Genomic DNA, 20968 nt, shown 5'->3' on the forward strand with positions numbered 1-20968 from the left:
CTCGCGCCACCGGGATCGTGCGGCGGGTCCGGGCGGACGTGGCACGTCGAGCACATGACCGTACACAGGCATGAGAAGGACATGCGTGATGCCTTGACAAGCCGTGGGGTCGTGGCCCAGCATCACCCACAGAAACAATTCAAGGCTGAATGGATATTCAATGCTGAGGGCAGACGCCTCCGCCGCGGCGCGGTTCCGCGCTGCACGGCAGGCCATTCGGGAGGGCGGACAGGACGAGGTGGCCCGTTCGCTGCAGTCCGTGTCGACCGACATCCGCAGAAGTATCCTTCGCATGATCGACACGGCACAGCTGGGCCACGTCGGGGGCGACATGTCCGTCACGGACATCCTCGTGACTCTGTTCGGCGTCGTGCTGGAGGTCGACCCCGAACAGCCGCAGGCGCCGGACCGCGACCGTTTCATCCTGAGCAAGGGACACTGCGCCGCCGCCCTGTACTCGACTCTGGCCTGGTGCGGCTACTTCCCCGAGTCGGAGCTCCGCTCCTTCATGGCGCCTCTCTCCGCTCTCAACGGCCACCCGGACCGGCGGAAGGTTCCCGGCGTGGAAACCAACACCGGCCCGCTGGGGCACGGTTTTCCAGTGGCGGTGGGCTGCGCGCTCGCCGCGCGACTGCGCGGTTCCACCAGCCGCACGGTGGTGGTGCTGGGGGACGGCGAGATGCAGGAGGGCAGCAACTGGGAAGCGGCCATGACGGCCGGGCACCACGGACTGTCCTCGCTGACCGCGATCGTGGACCGCAACCGGCTGCAGCAGGGCGCCCGGACGGAGGAGACCGTCACCCTCGACCCGCTCGATGCGAAGTGGGCGGCCTTCGGCTGGGAAGTCCGCGTGACCGACGGCCACGATCACACGGCGCTGCTGGAGGCCGTGCGGCCCTCCGTCACGGGCAAGCCCGTGGCCGTGGTGGCCAACACCGTCAAGGGCAAGGGAGTGTCGTTCATGGAGGACCGGGTGGAATGGCATCACAAGGTACCCACGTCCGAGCAGATGCGCGCAGCGGTCGCGGAGCTGTCCCGGTGACACAGACCTCCGCGCCGGTCGCCGTGCCGACCCACGACTGCCGCCAGGTGTTCGCCGAGGAGCTGATCGCCCTCGCACGGGCGGACGAGCGGGTGGTGGTGGTGTGCAACGACTCGGTCGGCTCCAGCAACCTCGTCGGTTTCCGCGATGAGTTCCCCGATCGGCTGATCAACGTGGGGATCGCCGAACAGGATCTCGTAGGCGTCGGCGCGGGCCTCGCCAACGGCGGCCTGATCCCGTTCGTCTCCGCGGCGGGGCCCTTCCTGACCGGCCGCGCGCTGGAACAGATCAAGGCCGACTGCGCCTACAGCGGGCACAAGGTGATCCTGTGCGGCCAGAGCCCCGGCATGGCCTACGGCGAACTGGGCCCCACCCACCATTCCGTGGAGGACCTGTCGTGGCTGCGGGCGATCGCCGATCTTCCGGTGATCGTCCCGACAGACCGTGAGCAGACCCGGGCGGCGATACGGTGGGCCTATGCCTCGGACGGCCCCTGCTACGTGCGCATCCCCCGCTTCAAGGTCCCGGACGTCCTCCCGGTGGACGCGCCCTTCGAGCCGGGCCGCGCGGTGACCCTGCGCGACGGCGGCGACGTCACCGTGGCAGCGATCGGCACGATGGTCTCCAGGGCGCTGGAGGCCGCCGACACCCTGGGGGCCGAGGGGGTCTCGACCCGGGTGATCAACTGCCCGTTCGTCGATCCGCTCGACGAGGAGGCCGTACTCCGCGCCGCAAGGGAGACACGCGGCATCGTGACGGTGGAGGAAGCCACCCTCAGCGGCGGTCTGGGGGCGGCGGTGGCTTCGGTGGTGGGTCAACGGCACCCCGTGCCCCTGCGGTTGCTCGGCGTCAACGGCTTCGCACCCACCGGCGACGCCGCCTTTCTCCTCGAGTACTTCGGTCTCACCGCCGACGGCATCCGCAAGGCCGTCGTGGACGTACTGGGGTCCGCGGGCGTATGAAGGAAGGGCAATCCCACGAGACCGGGCTGCTTCTGGCGATCGACCAGGGAACCTCCGCCACGAAGGCCCTTCTCCTGGACACCGGGGGTTCCGTGGTCGGCACCGCTTCCGCCCCCGTCCAGGCGTCGCATCCCCGCCCCGGATGGGTGGAGCAGTCCCCGGCCGACATCTGGCGCAGTGTGCGCGGGGCAGTGCGCGTCTGCGTGGAACGCGCCCCCCGGGGGCGGATCGCCGGCGTCGGACTCAGTACCCAGCGTGAGTCGGTGATGATGTGGGAGCGGGCCACCGGGACCCCGGTCGGACCGCTCCTGGGGTGGCAGGACCGCCGTACCGCCGACCGGTGCGGCCGTCTGCTCGACGAAGGCGCCGGGCCACGGGTCCGGGCCGTGACCGGGCTGCCGCTGGACCCCATGTTCAGTGCCCTCAAGGCGCAGTGGCTGCTGGACGCGTACGACCCCGACCGGTCGCGCGGCAGACGCGGCGAACTGTGCCTGGGCACGGTCGACTCCTGGCTGCTGTGGCAGCTCACGGGCGGCGCTGCGCACACCGTCGAAGCGGGCAACGCGGCGCGCACGCAACTGCTCGACGTACGCAGCCGTCAGTGGGATCCGGACCTGCTCGCTCTGTTCGGGGTCCCCGCACAGGTGCTTCCGGCCGTCACCCCCTCCATCGGCCCCTTCCCGCCGCTGCGTGGCTTCGCGCCCGTACCGGACGGCACACCGGTCACCGCGGTGCTCGGCGACTCGCACGCCGCCCTGTTCGGACACGGGGTGTTCACACCGGGTCAGGTCAAGGCCACCTACGGCACGGGCTCGTCCATCATGGGACTGGTCGGCGACCCGGTGACGGCCGCGCAGGACGGACGGCTGTGTCTGACCATCGCGTGGGACGACGGCAGCCCCGCCTATGCCGTGGAAGGCAACATCCGCTCCTCCGGCGCCACGCTGAGCTGGCTGGCCCGGCTGGTCGGCCGCACCGAGTCCGAACTCGCCGCGCTCGCCGCCCCGGACGCCGGCGGAGCACATGTGGTGCCCGCGTTCGGCGGACTGGCCGCGCCCTGGTGGGACAACGAGGCGCAGGGCGTCATCAGCGGCCTGTCCTTCGGGACGGACCTTCCGGCGCTGGCCCGCGCGGCGCTGGAGTCCGTAGCCTTCCAGGTCGAGGATGTGATCGCAGCCGTCGAGGAGGTCACCGGTCCCGTCTCGGCGATCCTGGCCGACGGCGGTCCGACCGACAACGCGGCCCTTATGCAGATACAGGCCGACACCTCCCAACGGGTCGTACGGCGCCCCCATGCCCGTGACCTGTCGGCCCTCGGCGCGGCCCACCTCGCCGGGCGCGCTCTCGGGTTGTTCACGGCCGGACAGCCGGCCGACCTGTACCGCGAGAGCGACATTTACAGCCCGCGGCGTGACCCGGGGGACAACCGCGCGCGCATCGCCGCCTGGCACGACGCCGTCCGGCGCGCACGCGCCCGGCCCGGGGGCGGGGGAGGAGCCGGGTGACCCCTCTGGGCGGCACCGAAGCACAGGGCCCTCCGGGCGGCGGGGCCGGCCGGTGGACCACAGCGGCTGGTCACCGGTCCCGACACCGGGCACTGCCCAGCGGACGAGCTCCGCCGCGGGCTCTTCCGGCGCGTCGATGCCGCCGCGGCGCCGACGAGGCGGGTCAGCCGCGACTCACCAAGGCGCGCGCGACCTCCATGTCGGTGATCAGGACGTTGATCCAGCCGCCGAGCGCCGCACCGCGGATCGCGGCGATCTTCTCCACTCCCCCGGCGACGCCGATGCGCCGGTCCACCTCACGGAGCTGCTCGGGAGAGATGCCGATGATGCGGGCATCGAAGTCGGCGTTGACGGGCCGTCCCCCGGCGTCGAAGAAGCGCGTGCAGACATCGCCGACCGCGCCGAGCGTCTCGAGCTGCCGCTGGTCTTCGGGTGCGATGGCGTTGCCGGAACGGCGCAGCAGCGGGGAGGGATCCAACGCGCCGATACCGACCAGCGCCACGGTGAGCCGGGACCACGCCTTCACCACCGCCGCCACCGCCGGCTCCTGCCACAGCAGGTCGCGCAGTTCCCTGCTGCCCACGAGCGCGGCCGACGGCGCGAACACCGGCCGCGCCCCGGTCAGTTCCGCGAGCCGACTGGTGAGACGTGTGGCGTGCAGCTGCACTTCGGGGCTCCCGGATCCGCCGACGATCTGGACGATCTCCTCGGCGACCGGCGTCGTCTTCGCGCCCATGACGTTCACGGATTCCAGCAGGGTGGCGCTCCACGAGGAGATGCCTATGACATCCCCGCCCTTGAGCGTGGCGTCCAGGTAGGTGGCGGTCGCCGCGGCCAGCGCGGGGATGACGGCCGTGCCCGCGCCGTCGGTGTCGACGACGACGGCGTCCCGGAGCCCGTACTGCTCCACCAGGGCGTCCTCGAGCTCGGAGTGGACACCGTCGGGTGAGATCACGACGGTACGGACCACGTCACGGTCCACCGCTTCCTTCAGCAGGCGCGAGACCCGCGGCTGGGACATGCTCAGCTGCGCCGCGATCTCCGGCTGGCGCATGCCCCGCTCGTGGTACATCCGGGCCACTTTCACCAGCAGCCGCAGATGGTCGGCGCTGGGGGTCGAGGTGAGGACCAACGGATTTCCCTTGTCTTCTCGAACTGCGGCAGTCCGGCACCGCGGTCATCAGCGTGCAGTTTATCCGGGCGGCGGGGGAGGCGGCGCGGGCCCCCGCACCGCGCCGCCTCCCCCGCCGCCGGAGGTCTAGGAGATCTCCGCGAAGTTCTTGATCCGGTCGGCATTCTCCTTCGTCACCAGCACGCAGTCGATCGATTGCTTCTCCGGCTGACCGGTCTTGCCGGTCTTGATGTACTGGTCGGCCTGGACCACCGCCCTCTCGGCTCCCAGGGCGGCCGGCTGGAGGGCGGTGGCGGCCATGTTCCCGGCCTTGATCTGGGCGACGGCATCCGGGCTGCCGTCGAAGCCCACCACGACGACATCGGACTTGCGCGCGGACTTCAGTGCCGCGACCACCCCGAGCGCCATCGTGTCATTTCCAGCGATCACACCCTGGATGTCGGGGTTGCGCTGGATGATCGTCTCCATCTTGCGGAACGCCTCCTGCTGGTCCCAGTCGGCGGTCTGCTGCGCCACCCTCTTCATGTCCGGGTACTGGGAGATGACGTCCGCGAACCCCTTCGACCGGACGCCCGCATTGGTGTCGGACTCCTTTCCGGTGAGTTCGACGTAGTTGCCCTTCTCCTTCATCGCCTTCACGAACTCCTGGGCAGCAATCTGCGCACCCTGCGAGTTGTTCGAGACGATCTGCGCCTTGGCCACACCGGTCTTGTTGATCTCGCGGTCGATCAGAAACACCGGAATGCCCGCATCCGTCGCTTTCTGTACCGCCCCGATCGAAGCGTCGGCACCGGCGTTGTCGAGGATGATGGCAGCCGCCTTGCGGGAGATGGCCGCGTCGATCAGCTCGCTCTGCTTGTTCGGGTCGTCTCCGTGCGAGGCAACGGAAGTCCGGTAGCCCAGGCTTTCCGCCTTCTGCCGCGCGGCGTCACCCTCCGCCTTGAAGAACGGGTTGTCCGGCGAGGGGGTGATGATGGCCATCAGGTTGTTCTTCGCCTCGCCCTCCGCCTGCGGCTTGTCCGCCCCGTCGGATGAGCCGCAGGCGGACAGCGTCAGAGCCAGGACACTGAACAGTGCGGCGGCGGTCGTGCGGAAGGCGGGTGTTCTGAGAGGGGACACGGGGACCTCCTGTGGGTTTGTCCAGAGCGAGGCGAACGGTCCCGAAGCGGGATACGTGCCTCGCCCGGCTGGGTAGGACAGCCGGCCGTGGTGGCCGGATGCAGGTTCAGGTGCCGGAGCCGACCTTGACTGGTTCGTTTCCGGACGGCTCGACGGCGACGGCTGCCGTGGAGGCCGCGACGCCGCGCTTCTTGAAGCGCTGCTGGCTCTGGTCGAGAATGACCGCGACGATGATCACGGCGCCCTTGATCAGGGTCTGCCAGAAGGTGGAGACACCCACGATCACCAGACCGTCGGCGAGGAAGCCGATGACGAACGCGCCGACGAGGGTGCCGCGGACGGTGCCGCGGCCTCCGGTCAGCGCGGCTCCGCCGATGACGACGGCCGCGATGGCGTTCAGTTCGAAACTCTCACCGGCCTGCGGGGCCGCCGATGTCAGCTCCGAGGCGATGATCACGCCGGCCAGGGCGGCGAACGCTCCCGCGACCATGTAGGCGGTCGTCTTCACGCGCCGCACCGGGACGCCGGTCAGTTCCGCGGCGCGCTCGTTGCCTCCGGTGGCGTAGAGCCAGCGCCCGTACGGCGTCGAGCGCAGTACGACCGCCACCAGGGCGGCGAGGACAATCATGATCCACACGGGGACCGGCAGCCAGAGGGGGCGGCCGGAGCCGATCCATCCGAAGCCGGTGTTGTGCGTCCCTGGGTCGCCCCCGAGATCCGGGTACGTCGTACCGCCGGATATCAGAAGAGCGGCACCACGGGCCACGTACATCATGCCGAGCGTGGCGATGAAGGGGGCAACGTTCATCCGGGTGACCAGGAGACCGTTCACCAGGCCCACCAGAGTGCCCGCCGCCATGCACAGGACCACCACGGCCCACACCTGCGGGTAGGCGACGAAGTCCCCGATACCGACGCCCCTGAGCAGTTCGCCCGCGATGACTCCGGACAGTCCGACGGTGGAGCCGACCGACAGATCGATGCCGCCCTTGAGGATGACGAGCAGCATGCCCAGGGCCAGGACCGCGTTGATGGACACGTGCTTGGTCATCGTGATCACGTTGTCGGCGGTGAGGAAGGAGTCGGAGAGCAGACTGAAGACGAGGATGAGGACGCCCAGGGCGATGAACGCGCGCAGTTCGAAGACCGAGTCGAGTGCCTTCATCCGCCTGGCCTGCACGGCGGCTCGGCGACGTTGAGCCTCGATGGCCGCGTGGTCGTCTGTCGGGGTGTCAGTCATCGCTTGCCTTCTCCGTGGTGTCGGCACCGTCGGCGAGACTCATCAGCCGGTCGCGGGTCACCTCGCCGGCGCGCAGGTCGGCCACCAGCCGGCCGCGCACCAGGACGAGGAGGCGGTCGGGGATGTGCAGCGCCTCTTCTGCCTCGGACGTGGTGAACAGGACGGCCAGGCCGCGCTCGGCCTGCCGTGACATCAGTGCGAAGACGTCCGCCTTCGCGCCGACGTCGACTCCGCGTGACGGTTCGTCGAGCAGCAGCACCCGGGGGCCGGTCATCAGCATCTTGCCGATGACCACCTTCTGCTGGTTGCCACCGCTCAGCGAGCCGATGGGGGCGTCGGGCCCGGATGTCTTGACGGTCACGTCAGCGATCATGGAATCGATGCCGGAACGTTCCTCGCGGCGGTCGACCACCAGTCGTCGCACGAACCCGGTCAGCGCGGCCAGGGACAGGTTCTGCCCCACGGTCATGGTCTGCACGAGGCCGTCACGCTGGCGGTCCTCCGGCACGAGGGCCAGTCCCGCGCGGATGCGGCCGCGCACCGGGCCAGTCACCGGCCTGCCGTGCAGACGCGCCGTGCCCGAGGCGGCCGGGATGCGGCCGGCCAGGCATTCCAGGAGTTCGGTACGGCCGCTGCCCATCAGGCCGAAGATGCCGACCGTCTCGCCCGCGCGCACGCTGAACGAGACCTGGTCCACGGCGAGCCGGTCCGGGCTCCCCGGGTCGGCGACGGAGAGTTCCAGAGCCTCCAGCGCCACCGCACCGGTATGCGTCCCGCGGCCGGGGAACAGCCCTTCCTGCTCGCGGCCGACCATCGTGCGGACCACCCAGGCCAGGTCCACGTCCTCGGCCCTGGCGGTGGCCACCATGGAGCCGTCCCGCAGAACGGCCACGTCGTCGGCGATGTCGAGGGCTTCCTCCAGGTGGTGAGAGATGTAGACGACGGCGACCCCCTGTGCCGTCAGGTCACGGATGACCTTGAACAGGACCTCGACCTCGGGAGTGCTCAGGGCCGAGGTCGGCTCGTCCATGATCAGGACCCGGGCGTTCTGCAGCAGCGCCCGGGCGATCTCGACCAGCTGCTGCTGTCCCAGGCGGAGTTCCCCGACCCGCGTGGCCGGGTCGATCGTGCCGTCCAAGCGCCGCAGCACTTTCCGGGCCAGATCCCGCTGCCCCCCGTTGTCGACGAGTCCGCGCCGGGTGCGTTCCCGTCCCAGGAAGAGGTTGTCCTCGATACTCAGGTTCGCGCACAGGCTCAATTCCTGGTGAATGATCGAGATGCCCCGGTCGGCGGCGTCCCGGGCGCTGCCGAACCGGACCACTGAACCGTCGAGCTCGATCAGCCCGGTGGTCGGCGGCTCGACGGCGCTGAGGATCTTCATCAGCGTGGACTTACCCGCCCCGTTCTCTCCGAACAGAACCGTGACGCGGCCGGGGGCGACGTCCAGGGACACCCCCCTGAGGGCGTGGGTGCCGCCGTAGACCTTGGTGATCTCGACCGCCCGCAGCACCGGCTCGTCATGTGCGTCCACGGCAGCGGGCGGCGTCATGACGACGCCTCGACAGACACGGGGGTCACGGTCAGGACATCGCCGGTCAGCGGCGTCATCGCACCCACGACCGTGATCTTCTGGCCGTCCAGCGAACCGGGCCGGAGACCGGCCAGTACCTCGCTCTTCAGCTGGTTGTTCAGTGCGGTACCCGCATCCGCGTATTCCACCTGGTTGGTGAACTGGCCGAATGTGATGAAGCCTGTCGCATCCCGCAGGGCGGCGCCGTTGACGGCGGGTCCGACCTGGACACTGACACGGGCCTTCCCGGTTCCCGGCACCGTGACGGGGAGCAGGCCGCCGCGCACCGCGCCGGCGGTTCCGGTCAGCCTGACGGCGTAGCTGTACGGGCCGGTTCCCTCACGCGTGCCGTAGCGGGCCCCTGCGGCGTCGCTGTCGGCGGCGATCGCACGCTGCAGCGTGACGATGTCGACCGCGCGCTTCTCGATGGCCGACACGGCCTTGGGGTAGGTGGCGGCCCCGTACTCCTCCGCGTCGAACTTCGCCGGCCCTCCGGCGGCGGATGAGTCTGCCGAACGGTATGTGGTCGTGGCCGCGATCGCTGTGACCAGCAGCACGAGCGCGATGAGGCTGCCGCGGCCGAGTGTGAGCCATCGGCCGCGCCCGGCGTTCCGGCCGTCATGCGAATCCTGGACAGTTATCACGACAACCCTCTTGTTCTCGCGTACGCCGACCCATGGATGCGGCCGGTGGTGAATCCCTGTTGCAGTGCGCATTGCCGTGCGAACCGCAGTCGCCGCCTCGATCGGTAACTGGTCCGGCGACCCCACTCCCGGAGCCCCTGCTGGGCTCCGGGCCCGTCCCGCTCAGCCCGCGTGCCGGTCAGGCGGTTTCACTCTCGGCCAGCGCGCGGTACAGGGCCCGCTTGGCGATGCTCTGAGCGGCGAGGGCGTCCTGGCGTGACTGCGCGGAGGCCAGTTCCTCGTGGTCGAGATAGGCCAGTGCCCGGTGGAAGGCCCGCATGGTGCGGATGCCGGTCCGGGCCGCCTCCACGGGGTTCTCCCGGAACGGGAATTGGTCGAGCTGCCAGACTCCGTCCCAGTTCGCGTCCCGGAGAGCGAAGAAGAACTCGAAGGTCTCCAGCAGGTGCACCGAACCGACGACCATGTCATCGTCCCAGCCGCGGAAGTTGTCGTTCACGTCGATCGCGAACAGCTTGTCCCGCCTGATGGCCATGCGCGCGGCCTCGGCCGGTGTTTCGCCGCCGTACAGGGAGTGGCCGAAGTCCAGCAGGACCCCGACGTTGTCCGCATCCATGTCCTCGATCGCCAGCAGTGTGCGGGCGAGGGAGGAGAACACCATCCGGTTGCGCGGCTCCCGGGGCTTGTACTCGATGGCGAACCGCATGTCCGGGAACTGCTGGGCGAGCTCCCGTACAGCGCCGACCGACTTGTCCCACAGATCCGTGTAGTCCGCCTGGAACGGGTAGTCGTAGCCGTCCTGGCCGGGCCACAGCTTGACGTAGTCGACGCCCAGCTCCCGGCCCACCTCGGCGCTCGCGGCGACCAGCTCGATGGCGTCGCGCCGGACCGCGGGGTCGGGGTGGGTGAACCCGCCCCTGGCGAACTTTCCGGTGTAGATCTCGGGCGTCACCGCGATCGCGCTCAGCCCTTCCCGCGCCAAGGCCGCCCTTACCTCTGCCGTGGAGATGCCTCCCGGGGGAAACGGCCAGTTCAGGTCGACGACGGAGAGGTTCCCGACCCTGCCGGCGAGTTCGATCGCGTCGAGCACCGTTCGCGGTTCGCCGTACCCGTCGGTGGCGTACCGGTCCACGTAGGTGGCGAAGTGCCAGATCCCTGCACCGTAGGTGGGCTCAGCCGAGTCACTCTGCATTTTTATGCGCCACCGATCAGACATGCGGCGATGTTAAGTGGGGGTGACAGGGGTGTCAATCACTCCGGCAGCGGAACCTGTGCGGCCGGTCTGCATCAGCACGCCGTGTGGTGCGGCGAAGCCGGACCGGTACCTCCCGGATGCAGATTCCCACGGTGTCCCCACCGTGGGAACTCCTTGCTTCCGGCAGGTGAAAACGCCTGGAGGCGCTGCCTCGGGACAGCGCCTCCGGGGTGTGCCGCAACGCTGCCGGCACATCGTGATCACACCGCGATCGGTGTCAGTTCACGTTGATGACCACGCGACGGTAGGAATAGAGGTTGGGGGATCCGTTGTCGCGCAGTGTCAGGACTATGTGGAGGGTCTTGCCGCCGGCATTGGAGGGGACGTGCACCGTCGGAGCCGCGGACGTGCTGTTCTCGATGGTGACAGCGCCATTGTGCGAGCTGGGCTCATCGTAGAAACTCCACGAGTACGCCAGCGCATTACGATCGGGATCGCTCGAACCGGCCGCGCTGAGACTGACCCGGGAGCCGGCCATGGCGGAGATCTCCAGGACTTCCTTGGTCGTGTCACCTTCGACCACGGCGACCGGGTGGTGGTTCGCACCGGAATAGCTTCCGGAGGTGGCCCAGTCCATCCGGGCGGCGAAGTCGTTGTGAATGCCGGAGCTCCAGCGGTTTATCGAACTGCCGCCCTCCGAGGCGTCGCTGTACATGCGGTAGGGGTCGAAGGACGGCTCATTGCCGAGCCTGCCACTGCATGACATGCCTCGCACACCGGCCTTTTCCCCGGGGTCGAGACGGCCGCCCCAACTGCCCCAGTCCACATGTTCGGTGTCGGTGAGGCCGTTGGGCATCTGGTACAGGAAAGCCGGGGTGTCCCCTTCGGTCGCGTATTTCCGGTCGGGGTACTGGGCGCCCAGCGGGCCGTGGTTCTGGACGTTCGAATCCAGCCAGCTGTCGGAGGGCTGCCAGCTGTAGACCATGTCCTTCGCACGGATGTAGAGCAGATCAGGGAAGTTCTTCGTCATCCACGCGCCGGCGTCGTCCTGGCCCAGGATGTCGTACACCCGCAGCTTGCTCACGAACCGGTCCACCTCGGCGGGGGACCGCGTGTTCTTCACCTTCCACAGTGCCTGCGCCAGCGTGTTGCCGCCGCCCCAGACGTTGACCCAGACCGGGCGCGGATCATCCCTGTCCACCGCCGCAATGATCAGTGCCGAACCGGCGCTGTCCTTGCCGGCACCCACGTCGGCCATGCCGTAGCCGGCCTGACCGAGCTTCGAGACGGACTGCAGGTACGCGAGGCTCGGGTAACCCTCCGCGTGCTTCTGGAGATTGCTGAGCACTTGGCCGTACGCGTTGAGCCTGGGGTTCAACAAGTTGGCCATGTTGCTTGCGCTCTGGGTGGGCTTCCAGCAACTGGTCGTCCCGATCAGACCCTCGAGATCGACCTCATTGGAGGTCACCAGCATGCGGACCAGGGACTGCAGGTCGTCGGGGTCGGCACCGAGGTCGGTCATGTTGATCACCCGCGGCTTGGCCGTGGCTGCGGCCGTCCGTACGGTGACTGTCCTGGCCAGGGTGTTGGTACGGCCGCTGTCGTCGGTGACGGTGACCGCGACGGTGTAGGTGCCCTCGGCGTCGTACTCATGGGTGGCGACCTTGCCGGTAGCGGTGGCGCCGTCGCCGAAGTCGATGTGGTGGCTGGTGATCGTGCCGTCCGGGTCGAAGGAGGCCGACGCGTCGACGGTGACCGTGTCACCGGGTTCCGGGTTCCTCGGCGTCACGGTGAAGGAGGCAACCGGATCGCCGGGGTTCTCCACCGGGGTCACCTTGATCGCATTGACCTTGGCGTTCTCGACGTTGGACACGAACTGCAGGTTGAGGGTCCCGTCGCCGACCGTGACGTCGGTCCGGGTCGCGTACGCGGTATTGGATCCGGCCTCGGCGTAGATGTCGAGGTCACTGATCTGCTCCTCGCCCTCCATCAGCACGTCGAAGCTCCTCGCCCCGGCCGCGGTGTGGTACACCTCGGCGAAGTAGAGCGTCACCGCGTAGTGCCCGTTGTCGACCGGGGCCGCGTACGTGAAATCGCCGTAGCGTTCACTCTGGAACAGCGTGTCGTCAGTGGTCCCGGCGATCGCGACGTCCTTGGAGTACGTCGATCCACCCGAGAAGCCGGTGTCCGCGGCGTAAGCGGTTCCGTCCGAGCCGGTGAACGCACCGCCACCCGGGTTCACCGCCCACACCGCCCCTCCCGGCGGAGGCGAAAGCGTCCCGGCGAACTGCAGCCAGTCGACGTTCACGTTGCCGCCGACGAAGACCAGCCTCACATCTTTGACACCGCTCTGCTTCGGCAGCGTCAGCGACTTGGTCTGGTAGGCGTTGTAGCCCCCCGTGTTGCCCACGGTCAGAGTGCCGACGTTCGCCCCGCCCACCCACACCTGGATCTCCGTGTCGCCGCCGCCGTTGGCGACACTCAACCGGACCTCGTCCGTGGCCGCGTGCAGGTCCACACTGTCGTACTGCACCCAGGCGTTGGCCTTGACGTGACACAGGGCCCCGCCGCACACCTGGAGCGAACCACCGGAACTGTCGTGGCCCTCCGCCTCGATCCGAGCCCAGCCGTCGCTGCCCGCAGCGGACGCCGACGGGGCGCCCAACGACAGGAGCAGCACCGTTGCGAGCAAGCCGGCGCATAAGGCCAGCAAGCGCTCATGCATCGTTCTGGACATACACTCACTCCTTTCCCTTGTGTCGCGTTTACGTGTACTCCGAAGGGCACGCCCGACGTGAAGATCCGCGCGTGGCCGACCGACACCGCCCCGCCACCCGCCACCGCGAACCCCGGGGACGGAACCCCTCGTCACGGGCCACACCCGAGAGCCTCGGCCGGCTACGCCGACCGTCACGAGCTGAATGAATATTCAGAATCGCTTAAATGTGCACTCCTGAATCAGATGTACTGGACGGGTAGGGGAGCGTCAACCCCGCGTAACCGCCCAGGGGCCGAGAGGAGACTCGATTCCGCGCAGGGCCGACGCGCCCACTGCTGGTGAAACCGGGCCCCGCAGGGCTGACCCCGGGGGCCGTCGCCCGCGAGGGCGGACCTGCCGTCGCCGAGGTGGAGGCCGTCTTTGAGGTTCCCCTGCCGGCCGGGCAGCTTCATGCCGGGACGGGTGATCCCGGAGGAAACGGGTACGTCGCCCCGCTCGAAACGAGATCCCTGCTCAGGCGGAACCTCGTCCCGGCAGCGTAAACACCCGCTGTCCAGTTCGCGGGGAACTTCAGCGCGGCGGTGTCCACGTGGAACCAGCGCCGTGACGATCGCCCGGCTCTACCTCGGAGACGAGGGGTGACGTGGCGTTCGGCTCGTTGGGCGGTCCGACGACGGCCGGATCACAGGCTTCATTCGGCCAGCACATCGCGTGCGGAGGTGTCCTGGGCGACTGGCGCGTTCCTCGAGGTGTGGCTGCTGCTGCGTCGGTCACGGGCGCTTCGCTGTGCGGTCGCGCAGCAGCAGCCACTGACTCGCGTCGGTGCCGCCTGAGCGCGCTGCCGGTCCATGCAGCAGCACGGCGTAAGCCGTCCTCTCCGCCTTGCTCGGGGCGGCATACTGGCCTGGCGCCTCCGGGGTCGGGAATGACCTCGTCATGCCTTTCCAGGCCTTGTCCGCGTTCGGAGTGCTGAGCATCGGCCCTCCCGGGCTCAATAGGGTCATGAAGTGACGTACGCGCATGCGTGTGTGCATCCCCGGTAGGGGTTCACGGTCCACTCGAAGGGCATGCGGGAGGCCCCGGGCGCCCGGTTCCGGATCTCGTGGAAGGTGCTTCCGGCGAACTCCGGCGTGTCGAAGGTGCGGGTGGTCACCGCCTCCGCGCCGAACAGCGCGGCGTCGGCCCGGCTGTGTCCGGAGTCCGGGTTGAGGTTCTCCCAGCGCATGACGCCTCCTCGGTAGCACTGGCCCACACAATAGAACAGATGTTCCCTTGATCGTGCGAACGACAGTTTCGGTCGCACTCCCGATCACTTCCGGACCCCCGATTTGGGGGGCCGGGCGAGGGGGTGGTTGGCTTGCCCCGCCACCCCCGAGAACCCATGTCCTGGAGGAAAACGATGGCGCAGGTCGAGGCCACTACGGAGCGGGTCGTCGCGGCGGACGCGGAGACGGTGTTCGACGCCCTCGCCGACTACAGCGGCACGCGCGCGAAGCTGATGCCCGAGCAGTACAGCGAGTACGAGGTCCGCGAGGGCGGCGACGGCGAGGGCAGCCTCGTCCACTGGAAGCTCCAGGCCACCAGCAAGCGCGTCCGTGACTGCCTCCTGGAGGTCACCGAGCCGAGCGACGGCGAACTGGTCGAGAAGGACCGCAACTCGTCCATGGTCACCACCTGGCGCGTCACCCCGGCCGGGGAGGGGAAGTCCCGGGTCGTCGTGACCACCACCTGGACCGGCGCGGGGGGCATCGGCGGCTTCTTCGAGAAGACCTTCGCCCCCAAGGGGCTCGCCCGCATCCACGACGCGCTGCTGGCCAGGCTCGCCGTCGAGGTCGAGAAGTAGACCGGTGCGGTGAGGGGAGGGGGCCGGCGGTGCCGTGAGGCGGCCGGCCCCCTCACGGCGTGGGTCACGCGAGGTGAGGAGGAATCCGGAACGGACATCCGTGCGGTGGAGCGCACTCCGGTGCGAACAACGGCGGTCAATTCACGTATTGCCACCCATCGCGACAAGCCGTGCCCGTACGGTGGTGGAGCGGTACAGATCTTGGGATCCGTGGGGAGAGAGGGTCTGGGCCATGGACCATGGCACCAAGCGGGACGCGCCGGCCGGCCATGGAGCCGAGGGCGGCACGGCGGCCGGGGGCTTCGGTGCCGGCCGGATCCCGCTGGCTGTCGTCGTCGTGGACCGCGTCGGGCTGGTTTCGCACTGGAGTACGGGCGCGCGGCGCCTGTTCGGGCTCCCGAAGGAGGACGCCCTCGGCCGGCCGGCCGTCGATCTGCTGCCGGTCTCCGGCGCCCTCCCCGAGGACGAGGGGGAACGGGGAGCCGGGTGGCACGGCGCGTACACGTCGTACGCGGACCACGACGGTCTCGGCCCCGGTCTCGAATCCTTCCTCGACCGGGGCCTTTCCTATCCGGCCGCGGGCCGTGCCCGCCTCACCGCCCCTGCCCCCGAGTCCGCCGCAGAGCCCGGGGCCGGCCGCGTCGACGTGCTGTGGTGGGCCTACCCGCTGGTCGGTCCCGGCAGCGAGCGGCTGCTGGTGCTCGCCGCCGACGCGGACGCGCTGCAGGGCGACGGGGCAGAGGCGTTCGAGCGGGTCGCCCCCGGATTCGCCCTGCACACCGACTTCCCCGGCTCAGCGGACCTGGCCCGCCGGCTCCCCGAGATCCTGCCCAGCATGAGCGTCGGGGAGAGTGCCCGCATCGTCGCCCAGATTCTTGAACTGGGTTACCCCATAATGGAGTTCAGCCGGAGCGAGCAGGTTCCCGTCACCCCCGACTGGGGCGTGCCCCGCCGTGCCGGGCGCGAGGCGCGCCGGGAACGGGCCGCCCGCGCCCGCGCGGCCGGCGAACCCGTGCCCGACGACCTGCGCGACGAGGCCGAGGACCTCGAGTACGCCGCCGTCCGCGAGCACCTGGAGTTCCTCAACGAGGTCAGCTCCCGGATCGGCACCTCCCTGGACCTCTCCCGCACCGTCGTCGAGGTCGGCAAGGCCGTCGTACCCCGCTTCACCGACGTCGCCGGCACCTATCTGCGCGAACAGGTCGTCGCCGGTGAAGGCTTCGACGCGGGTGTGCCCGACACCACCACCATGTGGCACCGGGTCGCCCTCGAGCACACCGACGAGCCCGGTCGCTGGGACGACGTCGTGCCCGTCGGCGAGGCCATGCCCTTCCCGGCCCACACCCCGTTCTTCCGGTGCATGACCACCGGTGAGCCCGTGCTCGTGCCGCGCATCAGCGAACAGATGGGGCATGCCGTCGCCTCGCAGTTCGAAAAGCGTGACATCCGCCCGCTGATCACCGGCCGTTCGATGCTCGTCGTGCCGCTGAAGGCGCGTCAGGTGGTCCTCGGCTTCATGATTCTGCTGCGCCACCCGAGCCGGCAGGCCTTCAACGACATGGACCGCGTCACCGGCGCCGAACTCGCCGCCCGCGCGGGCCTGGTGCTCGACAACGCGCGCATGTACACCTACCAGGAGAACGTCGCCGAGACGCTCCAGGACAGCATGCTCCCGCACATCCCGCCGCGCATGGCGGGCTGCGACATCGCCACCCGCTATCTGCCGGGCACGCTGCTCGGCCGGGTCGGCGGCGACTGGTTCGACTCGGTGAAACTGCCCGGCGCCCGAACCGCCTTCGTCGTCGGCGACGTCATGGGCCACGGCCTCAACTCCGCCGCTATGATGGGGCAGTTACGTACCGCAGTGCAGACCATGGCGGGGCTCGACCTGCCTCCCGCGCAGTTGCTGCGAAACCTCGACGACCTCGCCCAGCGACTCGGCGACACCCACCTGGCGACCTGCCTGTACGCCGTCTACGACCCCATCGCGAGCGAACTCCGCCTCGCCAACGCCGGCCACATCCCGCCCGTCCTGGTCCGTGCGGCGGACGGCCGCAGCGAACTGCTGGACCTGCCCACCGGCGCCCCGATCGGCGTCGGCGGCGTGCCGTTCGAGTCCGTGCGCGTGCGGGTGGAGCCGGGGGACCGGCTGGTGATGTGCACCGACGGACTGGTCGAGATGCGCGGCGAGGACATCGGTGTCGGCCTCGCCACCCTGTGCGAGTCGGCGGCCCACCCGGCCGCGTCCATGGACGACGCCTGCGACACCATCATCCGTGCCCTCGCTGCGACATTTTCAGAAGCGGGGGGCGGCGGACGCAAGGACGACGTGGCCCTGCTGATGGCACGCCTGAGCGGCATCGAGCAGGGCCACGTAGCCGAGTGGCGGCTCGTCCCCGACCCGTCGGAGGTCCCCCGGGTCCGCGCCATGGTCCGTGAACAGCTCCACGAGTGGGGCCTTGCGAAGCAGGCCGACAACGCCGAACTGATGGTCGGCGAACTCGTCACCAACGCCGTGCGGCACGCCCACGCCCGGCCCGTGGCGCTGCGCCTGGTCCGCGGCGACACCCTGCTGTGCGAGGTCGAGGACGACGACCACGAACTGCCCACCCTCCTCAGCGCCGGACCGACGGACGAGGCCGGCCGCGGGCTGCGGGTGGTCAGCAGGCTCGCACGGGAGTGGGGCACCAGCCGGACCGGGTCCGGCAAGAGCGTCTGGTTCGAACTGACGCTGCCGCGCCGTTGATCCGGCACACTCCCCGTCCCGCACCTCGGCTCTCCGGTCTCACCGCTCACCCGACGCGAGCGGGTCCACGCGACGCGAACAAGGGCGCACTCGAGACGAACGGGGGCTCACCCGAGGCGAACGAGGCGTGAAGGAACGCGCCGTGTCCTTGTCGGCGCGCCCCGGCGCGCGATACACCGTACTGGCCCGCCACACGGGCGGATTCGCTTCACACCCTGGGGAGTTGGGCATGAGCGTGACCAGTCGGTACCGGGAGGCGTGGGAGGGCTTCTGGCGCGAGGCGCCGGACGGGCAGGGGAGAGTGCTCTGGGACGCGGAACCCACCCTGACCGTGGCCCGCCACCTGGCCCTGTTCGAACCGTATCTGTCCGATCCCGGTCTGCCCCTGGTCGACCTGGGCTGCGGCAACGGCACCCAGACCCGCTTCCTCGCGGACCGCTTCCCGCATGTCGTCGGCGCCGACCTGTCCGCCGCCGCCCTGGACCACGCCCGGCGTGCCGACGCGGCCGGCCGGGCCGCCTACCGGCAACTGGACGCCGCGGGCAAGGGTGGGGCGCAGGACCTGCACGCGGAACTCGGCGACGTCAACGTCTATGTGCGGGGCGTGCTGCACCAGTGCGAGGCCGACGACCGGCAGTCCCTGGCGGACGGCGTCGCCACCCTGATCGGCGACCGCGGCCGTGCGTTCCTCGTCGAGCCCTCCGAGGCAGCCGGGCCGTTGCTGCAGAGCCTCACGGCATCGCCCGCCGGGCCGCCGCCCAAGGTGGTGGCGGTCTTCCGGCACGGCATAGCCCCCGTCGAGGTGGCCGACGACGCTGTGCCGGAGTTCCTGGCTGCGGCCGGGCTGACCCTGCTGGCGAGCGGCACCGCGCCCCTCACCACGACGGAGTACGCGCCCGACGGCTCCCGTATCGAACTGCCGTCCGCCTGGTATGTGACCGGGCGCGCCGGATGACCCGGGGCGCGGCACAGGGCATGCAGGCATAGGCGCTGGAGACATAAGGGCCGGTGGGAGGCGGTTCCGTGCGTTCTGTACCGTCATTGGTCCGGGCCGGTGGGAGTTTTCCACAGGTCTGGCAGAGCTTTGGCGGCACGACGTAGCGTGAGGCGCATGAAGATCCTCATCAGCGCCGACATGGAGGGCGCCACCGGTGTCACCTGGCCGGCCGACGTGCTGCCGGGCACCCCTCAGTGGGAGCGCTGCCGGTCCATGTTCACCTCCGATGTCGACGCCGCCGTGCGCGGTTTCTTCGACGGCGGTGCCGACGAGGTGCTGATCAACGAGGCGCACTGGAGCATGCGCAATCTCCTGCTGGAGCGGCTCGACGAGCGGGCCGAGATGCTCACCGGGAGGCACAAGTCCCTGTCCATGGTCGAAGGCGTGCAGCACGGAGACGTGGACGGCATCGCGTTCGTCGGCTACCACGCGGGCGCCGGCATGGAGGGCGTCCTCGCCCACACCTTCCTCGCCAACTCCGTCACCGGCGTGTGGCTGAACGGCGAACGGGCGAGCGAGGGCCTGCTCAACGCGGCCGTCGTCGCCGAGTACGGAGTGCCGGTCGTCCTGGTGACCGGTGACGACGTGGCCTGCGAGGACGCACTCGGCTACGCGCCCGGGGCGCTGAAGGTCGCGGTCAAGGACCACGTGTCGCGGTACGCGGCCGTGTGCCGGACGCCCGCCCGGACGGCCTCCGACATCCGCGCGGCGGCCAAGGACGCCGCCGCGCTCGCGGTGCGCCACGAGCCGGTGGCCAAGAGCCCCTTCACCGTCGTGGTGGAGTTCGACGCAGAGCATCTGGCCATGGCCGCCACCGTCGTGCCGGGCGTGGCCCGGACCGGCGAGCGGAAAGTGGCGTACACCAGCGGAACCATGTACGACGGGATCCGCACCTTCAAGGCGGTCACCACGATCGCCTCGGCCGCGGTGGAGGAGCAGTATGGCTGACGAACGCGCCCTGGACGAGGTCGTGACCTTCACGTCCGACCTCATCAGGATCGACACCACGAACCGGGGCGGCGGTGACTGCCGGGAGCGGCCCGCCGCCGAGTACGCGGCGGAGCGGCTGGCCGGAGCGGGCCTGGAACCGGTGCTGCTCGAGCGCACCCCCGGCCGGACCAACGTCGTCGCGCGCCTCGTGGGCACCGACCCGACGGCCGACGCGCTCCTCGTCCACGGCCACCTCGACGTCGTACCGGCCGAGGCCGCCGACTGGAGCGTGCACCCGTTCTCCGGCGAGGTGCGCGACGGGGTGGTCTGGGGGCGCGGCGCCGTCGACATGAAGAACATGGACGCGATGGTCCTCGCCGTGGTGCGGGCCTGGGCCCGCCAGGGAGTGCGGCCCCGGCGCGACATCGTGATCGCCTTCACCGCCGACGAGGAGGCCAGCGCCGAGGACGGCTCCGGCTTCCTCGCCGACCGGCACCCGCAACTCTTCGAGGGCTGCACCGAGGGCGTCAGCGAGTCGGGCGCCTACACCGTCCACGACGGCGCCGGCCGGCAGCTCTACCCGATCGCCGCCGGGGAGCGCGGCACGGCCTGGCTCAAGCTCACCGCGCGCGGGCGGGCCGGCCACGGCTCCAAGGTCAACCGGGACAACGCGGTGACCCGCCTCGCCGCCGCCGTCACCCGCATCGGCGAGCACGAGTGGCCGCTGCGCCTCACCCCGACCGTCCGCGCGGCACTCACCGAACTCGCCGCCCTCTACGGCGTCGACCCCGACCTGTCCGATGTGGACACGCTGCTCACCAAGCTGGGCCCGGCCGCGAAACTCGTCGAGCACACGGTCCGCAACAGCAGCAACCCGACGATGCTGGACGCCGGCTACAAGGTCAACGTGATCCCCGGCCAGGCCGAGGCGTACATCGACGGACGGATCCTGCCCGGTGGCGAGGACGATTTCCGCGCCACCCTGGACCGGCTCACCGGGCCCGACGTGGACTGGGAGTTCCACCATCGCGAGCCGGCCCTCCAGTCGCCGGTGGACTCGACGACGTTCGCCCGGATGCGGGCCGCCGTGCGGGAGTTCGCACCCGAGGGGCACCCCGTGCCGTACTGCATGTCCGGCGGCACGGACGCCAAGCAGTTCTCCCGCCTCGGCATCACCGGCTACGGCTTCGCCCCGCTGAGGCTGCCGGAGGGCTTCGACTACCAGGCCCTCTTCCACGGGGTCGACGAGCGCGTCCCCGTCGAGGCGCTCCACTTCGGTGTCCGTGTCCTCGACCGGTTCCTGCGGACGGCCTGAGCGGATGGGGGA

The 20968-nt window shown here is 69.9% G+C and carries 15 protein-coding genes and 1 pseudogene; 8 read left to right on the forward strand and 8 right to left on the reverse strand.

What is annotated here, in order from left to right; genetic code table 11:
- The first annotated feature begins 160 nt into the window (after nt 1-160).
- The 3 genes from TU30_RS04135 to TU30_RS04145 are packed head-to-tail and all read left to right on the forward strand — an operon-like array spanning nt 161 to nt 3509.
- Complete coding sequence (locus tag TU30_RS04135) at nt 161-1042, forward strand: transketolase (RefSeq protein ID WP_042164587.1); 882 nt, start codon at nt 161-163, stop codon at nt 1040-1042.
- Nucleotides 1039-2004 carry a transketolase family protein gene (locus tag TU30_RS04140; RefSeq protein ID WP_042164589.1) on the forward strand — a complete coding sequence of 322 codons (966 nt, stop codon included), beginning with the start codon at nt 1039-1041 and terminating at the stop codon, nt 2002-2004. The genes TU30_RS04135 and TU30_RS04140 overlap by 4 nt, the downstream gene beginning before the upstream one ends.
- The gene (locus TU30_RS04145; protein ID WP_042164592.1) at nt 2001-3509 is read left to right on the forward strand and encodes a glycerol kinase; all 1509 of its coding nucleotides are present in this window, start codon (nt 2001-2003) and stop codon (nt 3507-3509) included. Before TU30_RS04140 ends, TU30_RS04145 begins: the two co-directional genes overlap by 4 nt.
- A gap of 163 nt (nt 3510-3672) precedes the next feature.
- Here the strand turns inward: TU30_RS04145 and TU30_RS04150 are convergent, their stop codons facing one another.
- The 8 genes and pseudogenes from TU30_RS04150 to TU30_RS04185 all read right to left on the reverse strand — a co-directional run.
- Nucleotides 3673-4641: a sugar-binding transcriptional regulator gene (locus TU30_RS04150; protein ID WP_234307765.1), complete on the reverse strand. Its 969-nt coding sequence runs from the start codon at nt 4639-4641 to the stop codon at nt 3673-3675.
- A 126-nt stretch (nt 4642-4767) separates the two neighbouring features.
- Entirely contained in the window at nt 4768-5760 is a 993-nt protein-coding gene (locus TU30_RS04155; protein WP_199816820.1) for a D-ribose ABC transporter substrate-binding protein, read from the reverse strand.
- A 106-nt stretch (nt 5761-5866) separates the two neighbouring features.
- A complete protein-coding gene (locus tag TU30_RS04160) occupies nt 5867-7000 on the reverse strand; it encodes an ABC transporter permease (RefSeq protein ID WP_052479741.1) in 1134 nt (377 codons plus the stop codon).
- A complete protein-coding gene (locus TU30_RS04165; protein WP_042164598.1) occupies nt 6993-8549 on the reverse strand; it encodes a sugar ABC transporter ATP-binding protein in 1557 nt (518 codons plus the stop codon). The genes TU30_RS04160 and TU30_RS04165 overlap by 8 nt, the downstream gene beginning before the upstream one ends.
- Complete coding sequence (locus TU30_RS04170; RefSeq protein WP_141713722.1) at nt 8546-9340, reverse strand: DUF2291 family protein; 795 nt, start codon at nt 9338-9340, stop codon at nt 8546-8548. The genes TU30_RS04165 and TU30_RS04170 overlap by 4 nt, the downstream gene beginning before the upstream one ends.
- A gap of 52 nt (nt 9341-9392) precedes the next feature.
- On the reverse strand, nt 9393-10403 hold the full coding sequence (locus tag TU30_RS04175; RefSeq protein ID WP_042164600.1) for a sugar phosphate isomerase/epimerase: 1011 nt from the start codon (nt 10401-10403) through the stop codon (nt 9393-9395).
- A 280-nt stretch (nt 10404-10683) separates the two neighbouring features.
- A complete protein-coding gene (locus TU30_RS33630) occupies nt 10684-13143 on the reverse strand; it encodes a nucleoside hydrolase-like domain-containing protein (RefSeq protein WP_078878098.1) in 2460 nt (819 codons plus the stop codon).
- Between the two features lie 994 nt (nt 13144-14137).
- Nucleotides 14138-14350 (reverse strand): annotated as a pseudogene (locus tag TU30_RS04185) (radical SAM protein); the annotation flags it as partial.
- Between the two features lie 174 nt (nt 14351-14524).
- Here TU30_RS04185 and TU30_RS04190 point away from each other — a divergent pair.
- From TU30_RS04190 to TU30_RS04210, 5 genes are all read left to right on the forward strand, one after another.
- Nucleotides 14525-14968 carry an SRPBCC family protein gene (locus tag TU30_RS04190; RefSeq protein WP_042164604.1) on the forward strand — a complete coding sequence of 148 codons (444 nt, stop codon included), beginning with the start codon at nt 14525-14527 and terminating at the stop codon, nt 14966-14968.
- A gap of 232 nt (nt 14969-15200) precedes the next feature.
- Nucleotides 15201-17714, forward strand: a complete 2514-nt coding sequence (locus TU30_RS04195; RefSeq protein WP_042164606.1) for a SpoIIE family protein phosphatase — start codon at nt 15201-15203, stop codon at nt 17712-17714.
- 229 nt (nt 17715-17943) lie between these two features.
- On the forward strand, nt 17944-18669 hold the full coding sequence (locus tag TU30_RS04200; RefSeq protein ID WP_042164608.1) for a class I SAM-dependent methyltransferase: 726 nt from the start codon (nt 17944-17946) through the stop codon (nt 18667-18669).
- A gap of 156 nt (nt 18670-18825) precedes the next feature.
- A complete protein-coding gene (locus TU30_RS04205; RefSeq protein WP_042164610.1) occupies nt 18826-19659 on the forward strand; it encodes a M55 family metallopeptidase in 834 nt (277 codons plus the stop codon).
- Nucleotides 19652-20956 carry a M20/M25/M40 family metallo-hydrolase gene (locus TU30_RS04210; RefSeq protein WP_042164613.1) on the forward strand — a complete coding sequence of 435 codons (1305 nt, stop codon included), beginning with the start codon at nt 19652-19654 and terminating at the stop codon, nt 20954-20956. The genes TU30_RS04205 and TU30_RS04210 overlap by 8 nt, the downstream gene beginning before the upstream one ends.
- The last annotated feature ends 12 nt before the right edge of the window (nt 20957-20968 follow it).

It is taken from the genome of Streptomyces sp. NBRC 110035 (genome assembly GCF_000829695.1).
Lineage (GTDB): Bacteria > Actinomycetota > Actinomycetes > Streptomycetales > Streptomycetaceae > Streptomyces.

What these genes read in the sequence shown, in the direction of transcription:
- TU30_RS04135 (WP_042164587.1), top strand. Translation starts at nt 161, where the DNA reads ATGCTGAGGGCAGACGCCTCCGCCGCGGCGCGGTTCCGCGCTGCACGG.
- TU30_RS04145 (WP_042164592.1), top strand. Translation starts at nt 2,001, where the DNA reads ATGAAGGAAGGGCAATCCCACGAGACCGGGCTGCTTCTGGCGATCGAC.
- TU30_RS04160 (WP_052479741.1), bottom strand. Translation starts at nt 7,000, where the DNA reads ATGACTGACACCCCGACAGACGACCACGCGGCCATCGAGGCTCAACGT.
- TU30_RS04165 (WP_042164598.1), bottom strand. Translation starts at nt 8,549, where the DNA reads ATGACGCCGCCCGCTGCCGTGGACGCACATGACGAGCCGGTGCTGCGG.
- TU30_RS04175 (WP_042164600.1), bottom strand. Translation starts at nt 10,403, where the DNA reads ATGCAGAGTGACTCGGCTGAGCCCACCTACGGTGCAGGGATCTGGCAC.
- TU30_RS33630 (WP_078878098.1), bottom strand. Translation starts at nt 13,143, where the DNA reads ATGTCCAGAACGATGCATGAGCGCTTGCTGGCCTTATGCGCCGGCTTG.
- TU30_RS04190 (WP_042164604.1), top strand. Translation starts at nt 14,525, where the DNA reads ATGGCGCAGGTCGAGGCCACTACGGAGCGGGTCGTCGCGGCGGACGCG.
- TU30_RS04195 (WP_042164606.1), top strand. Translation starts at nt 15,201, where the DNA reads ATGGACCATGGCACCAAGCGGGACGCGCCGGCCGGCCATGGAGCCGAG.
- TU30_RS04200 (WP_042164608.1), top strand. Translation starts at nt 17,944, where the DNA reads ATGAGCGTGACCAGTCGGTACCGGGAGGCGTGGGAGGGCTTCTGGCGC.
- TU30_RS04205 (WP_042164610.1), top strand. Translation starts at nt 18,826, where the DNA reads ATGAAGATCCTCATCAGCGCCGACATGGAGGGCGCCACCGGTGTCACC.
- TU30_RS04210 (WP_042164613.1), top strand. Translation starts at nt 19,652, where the DNA reads ATGGCTGACGAACGCGCCCTGGACGAGGTCGTGACCTTCACGTCCGAC.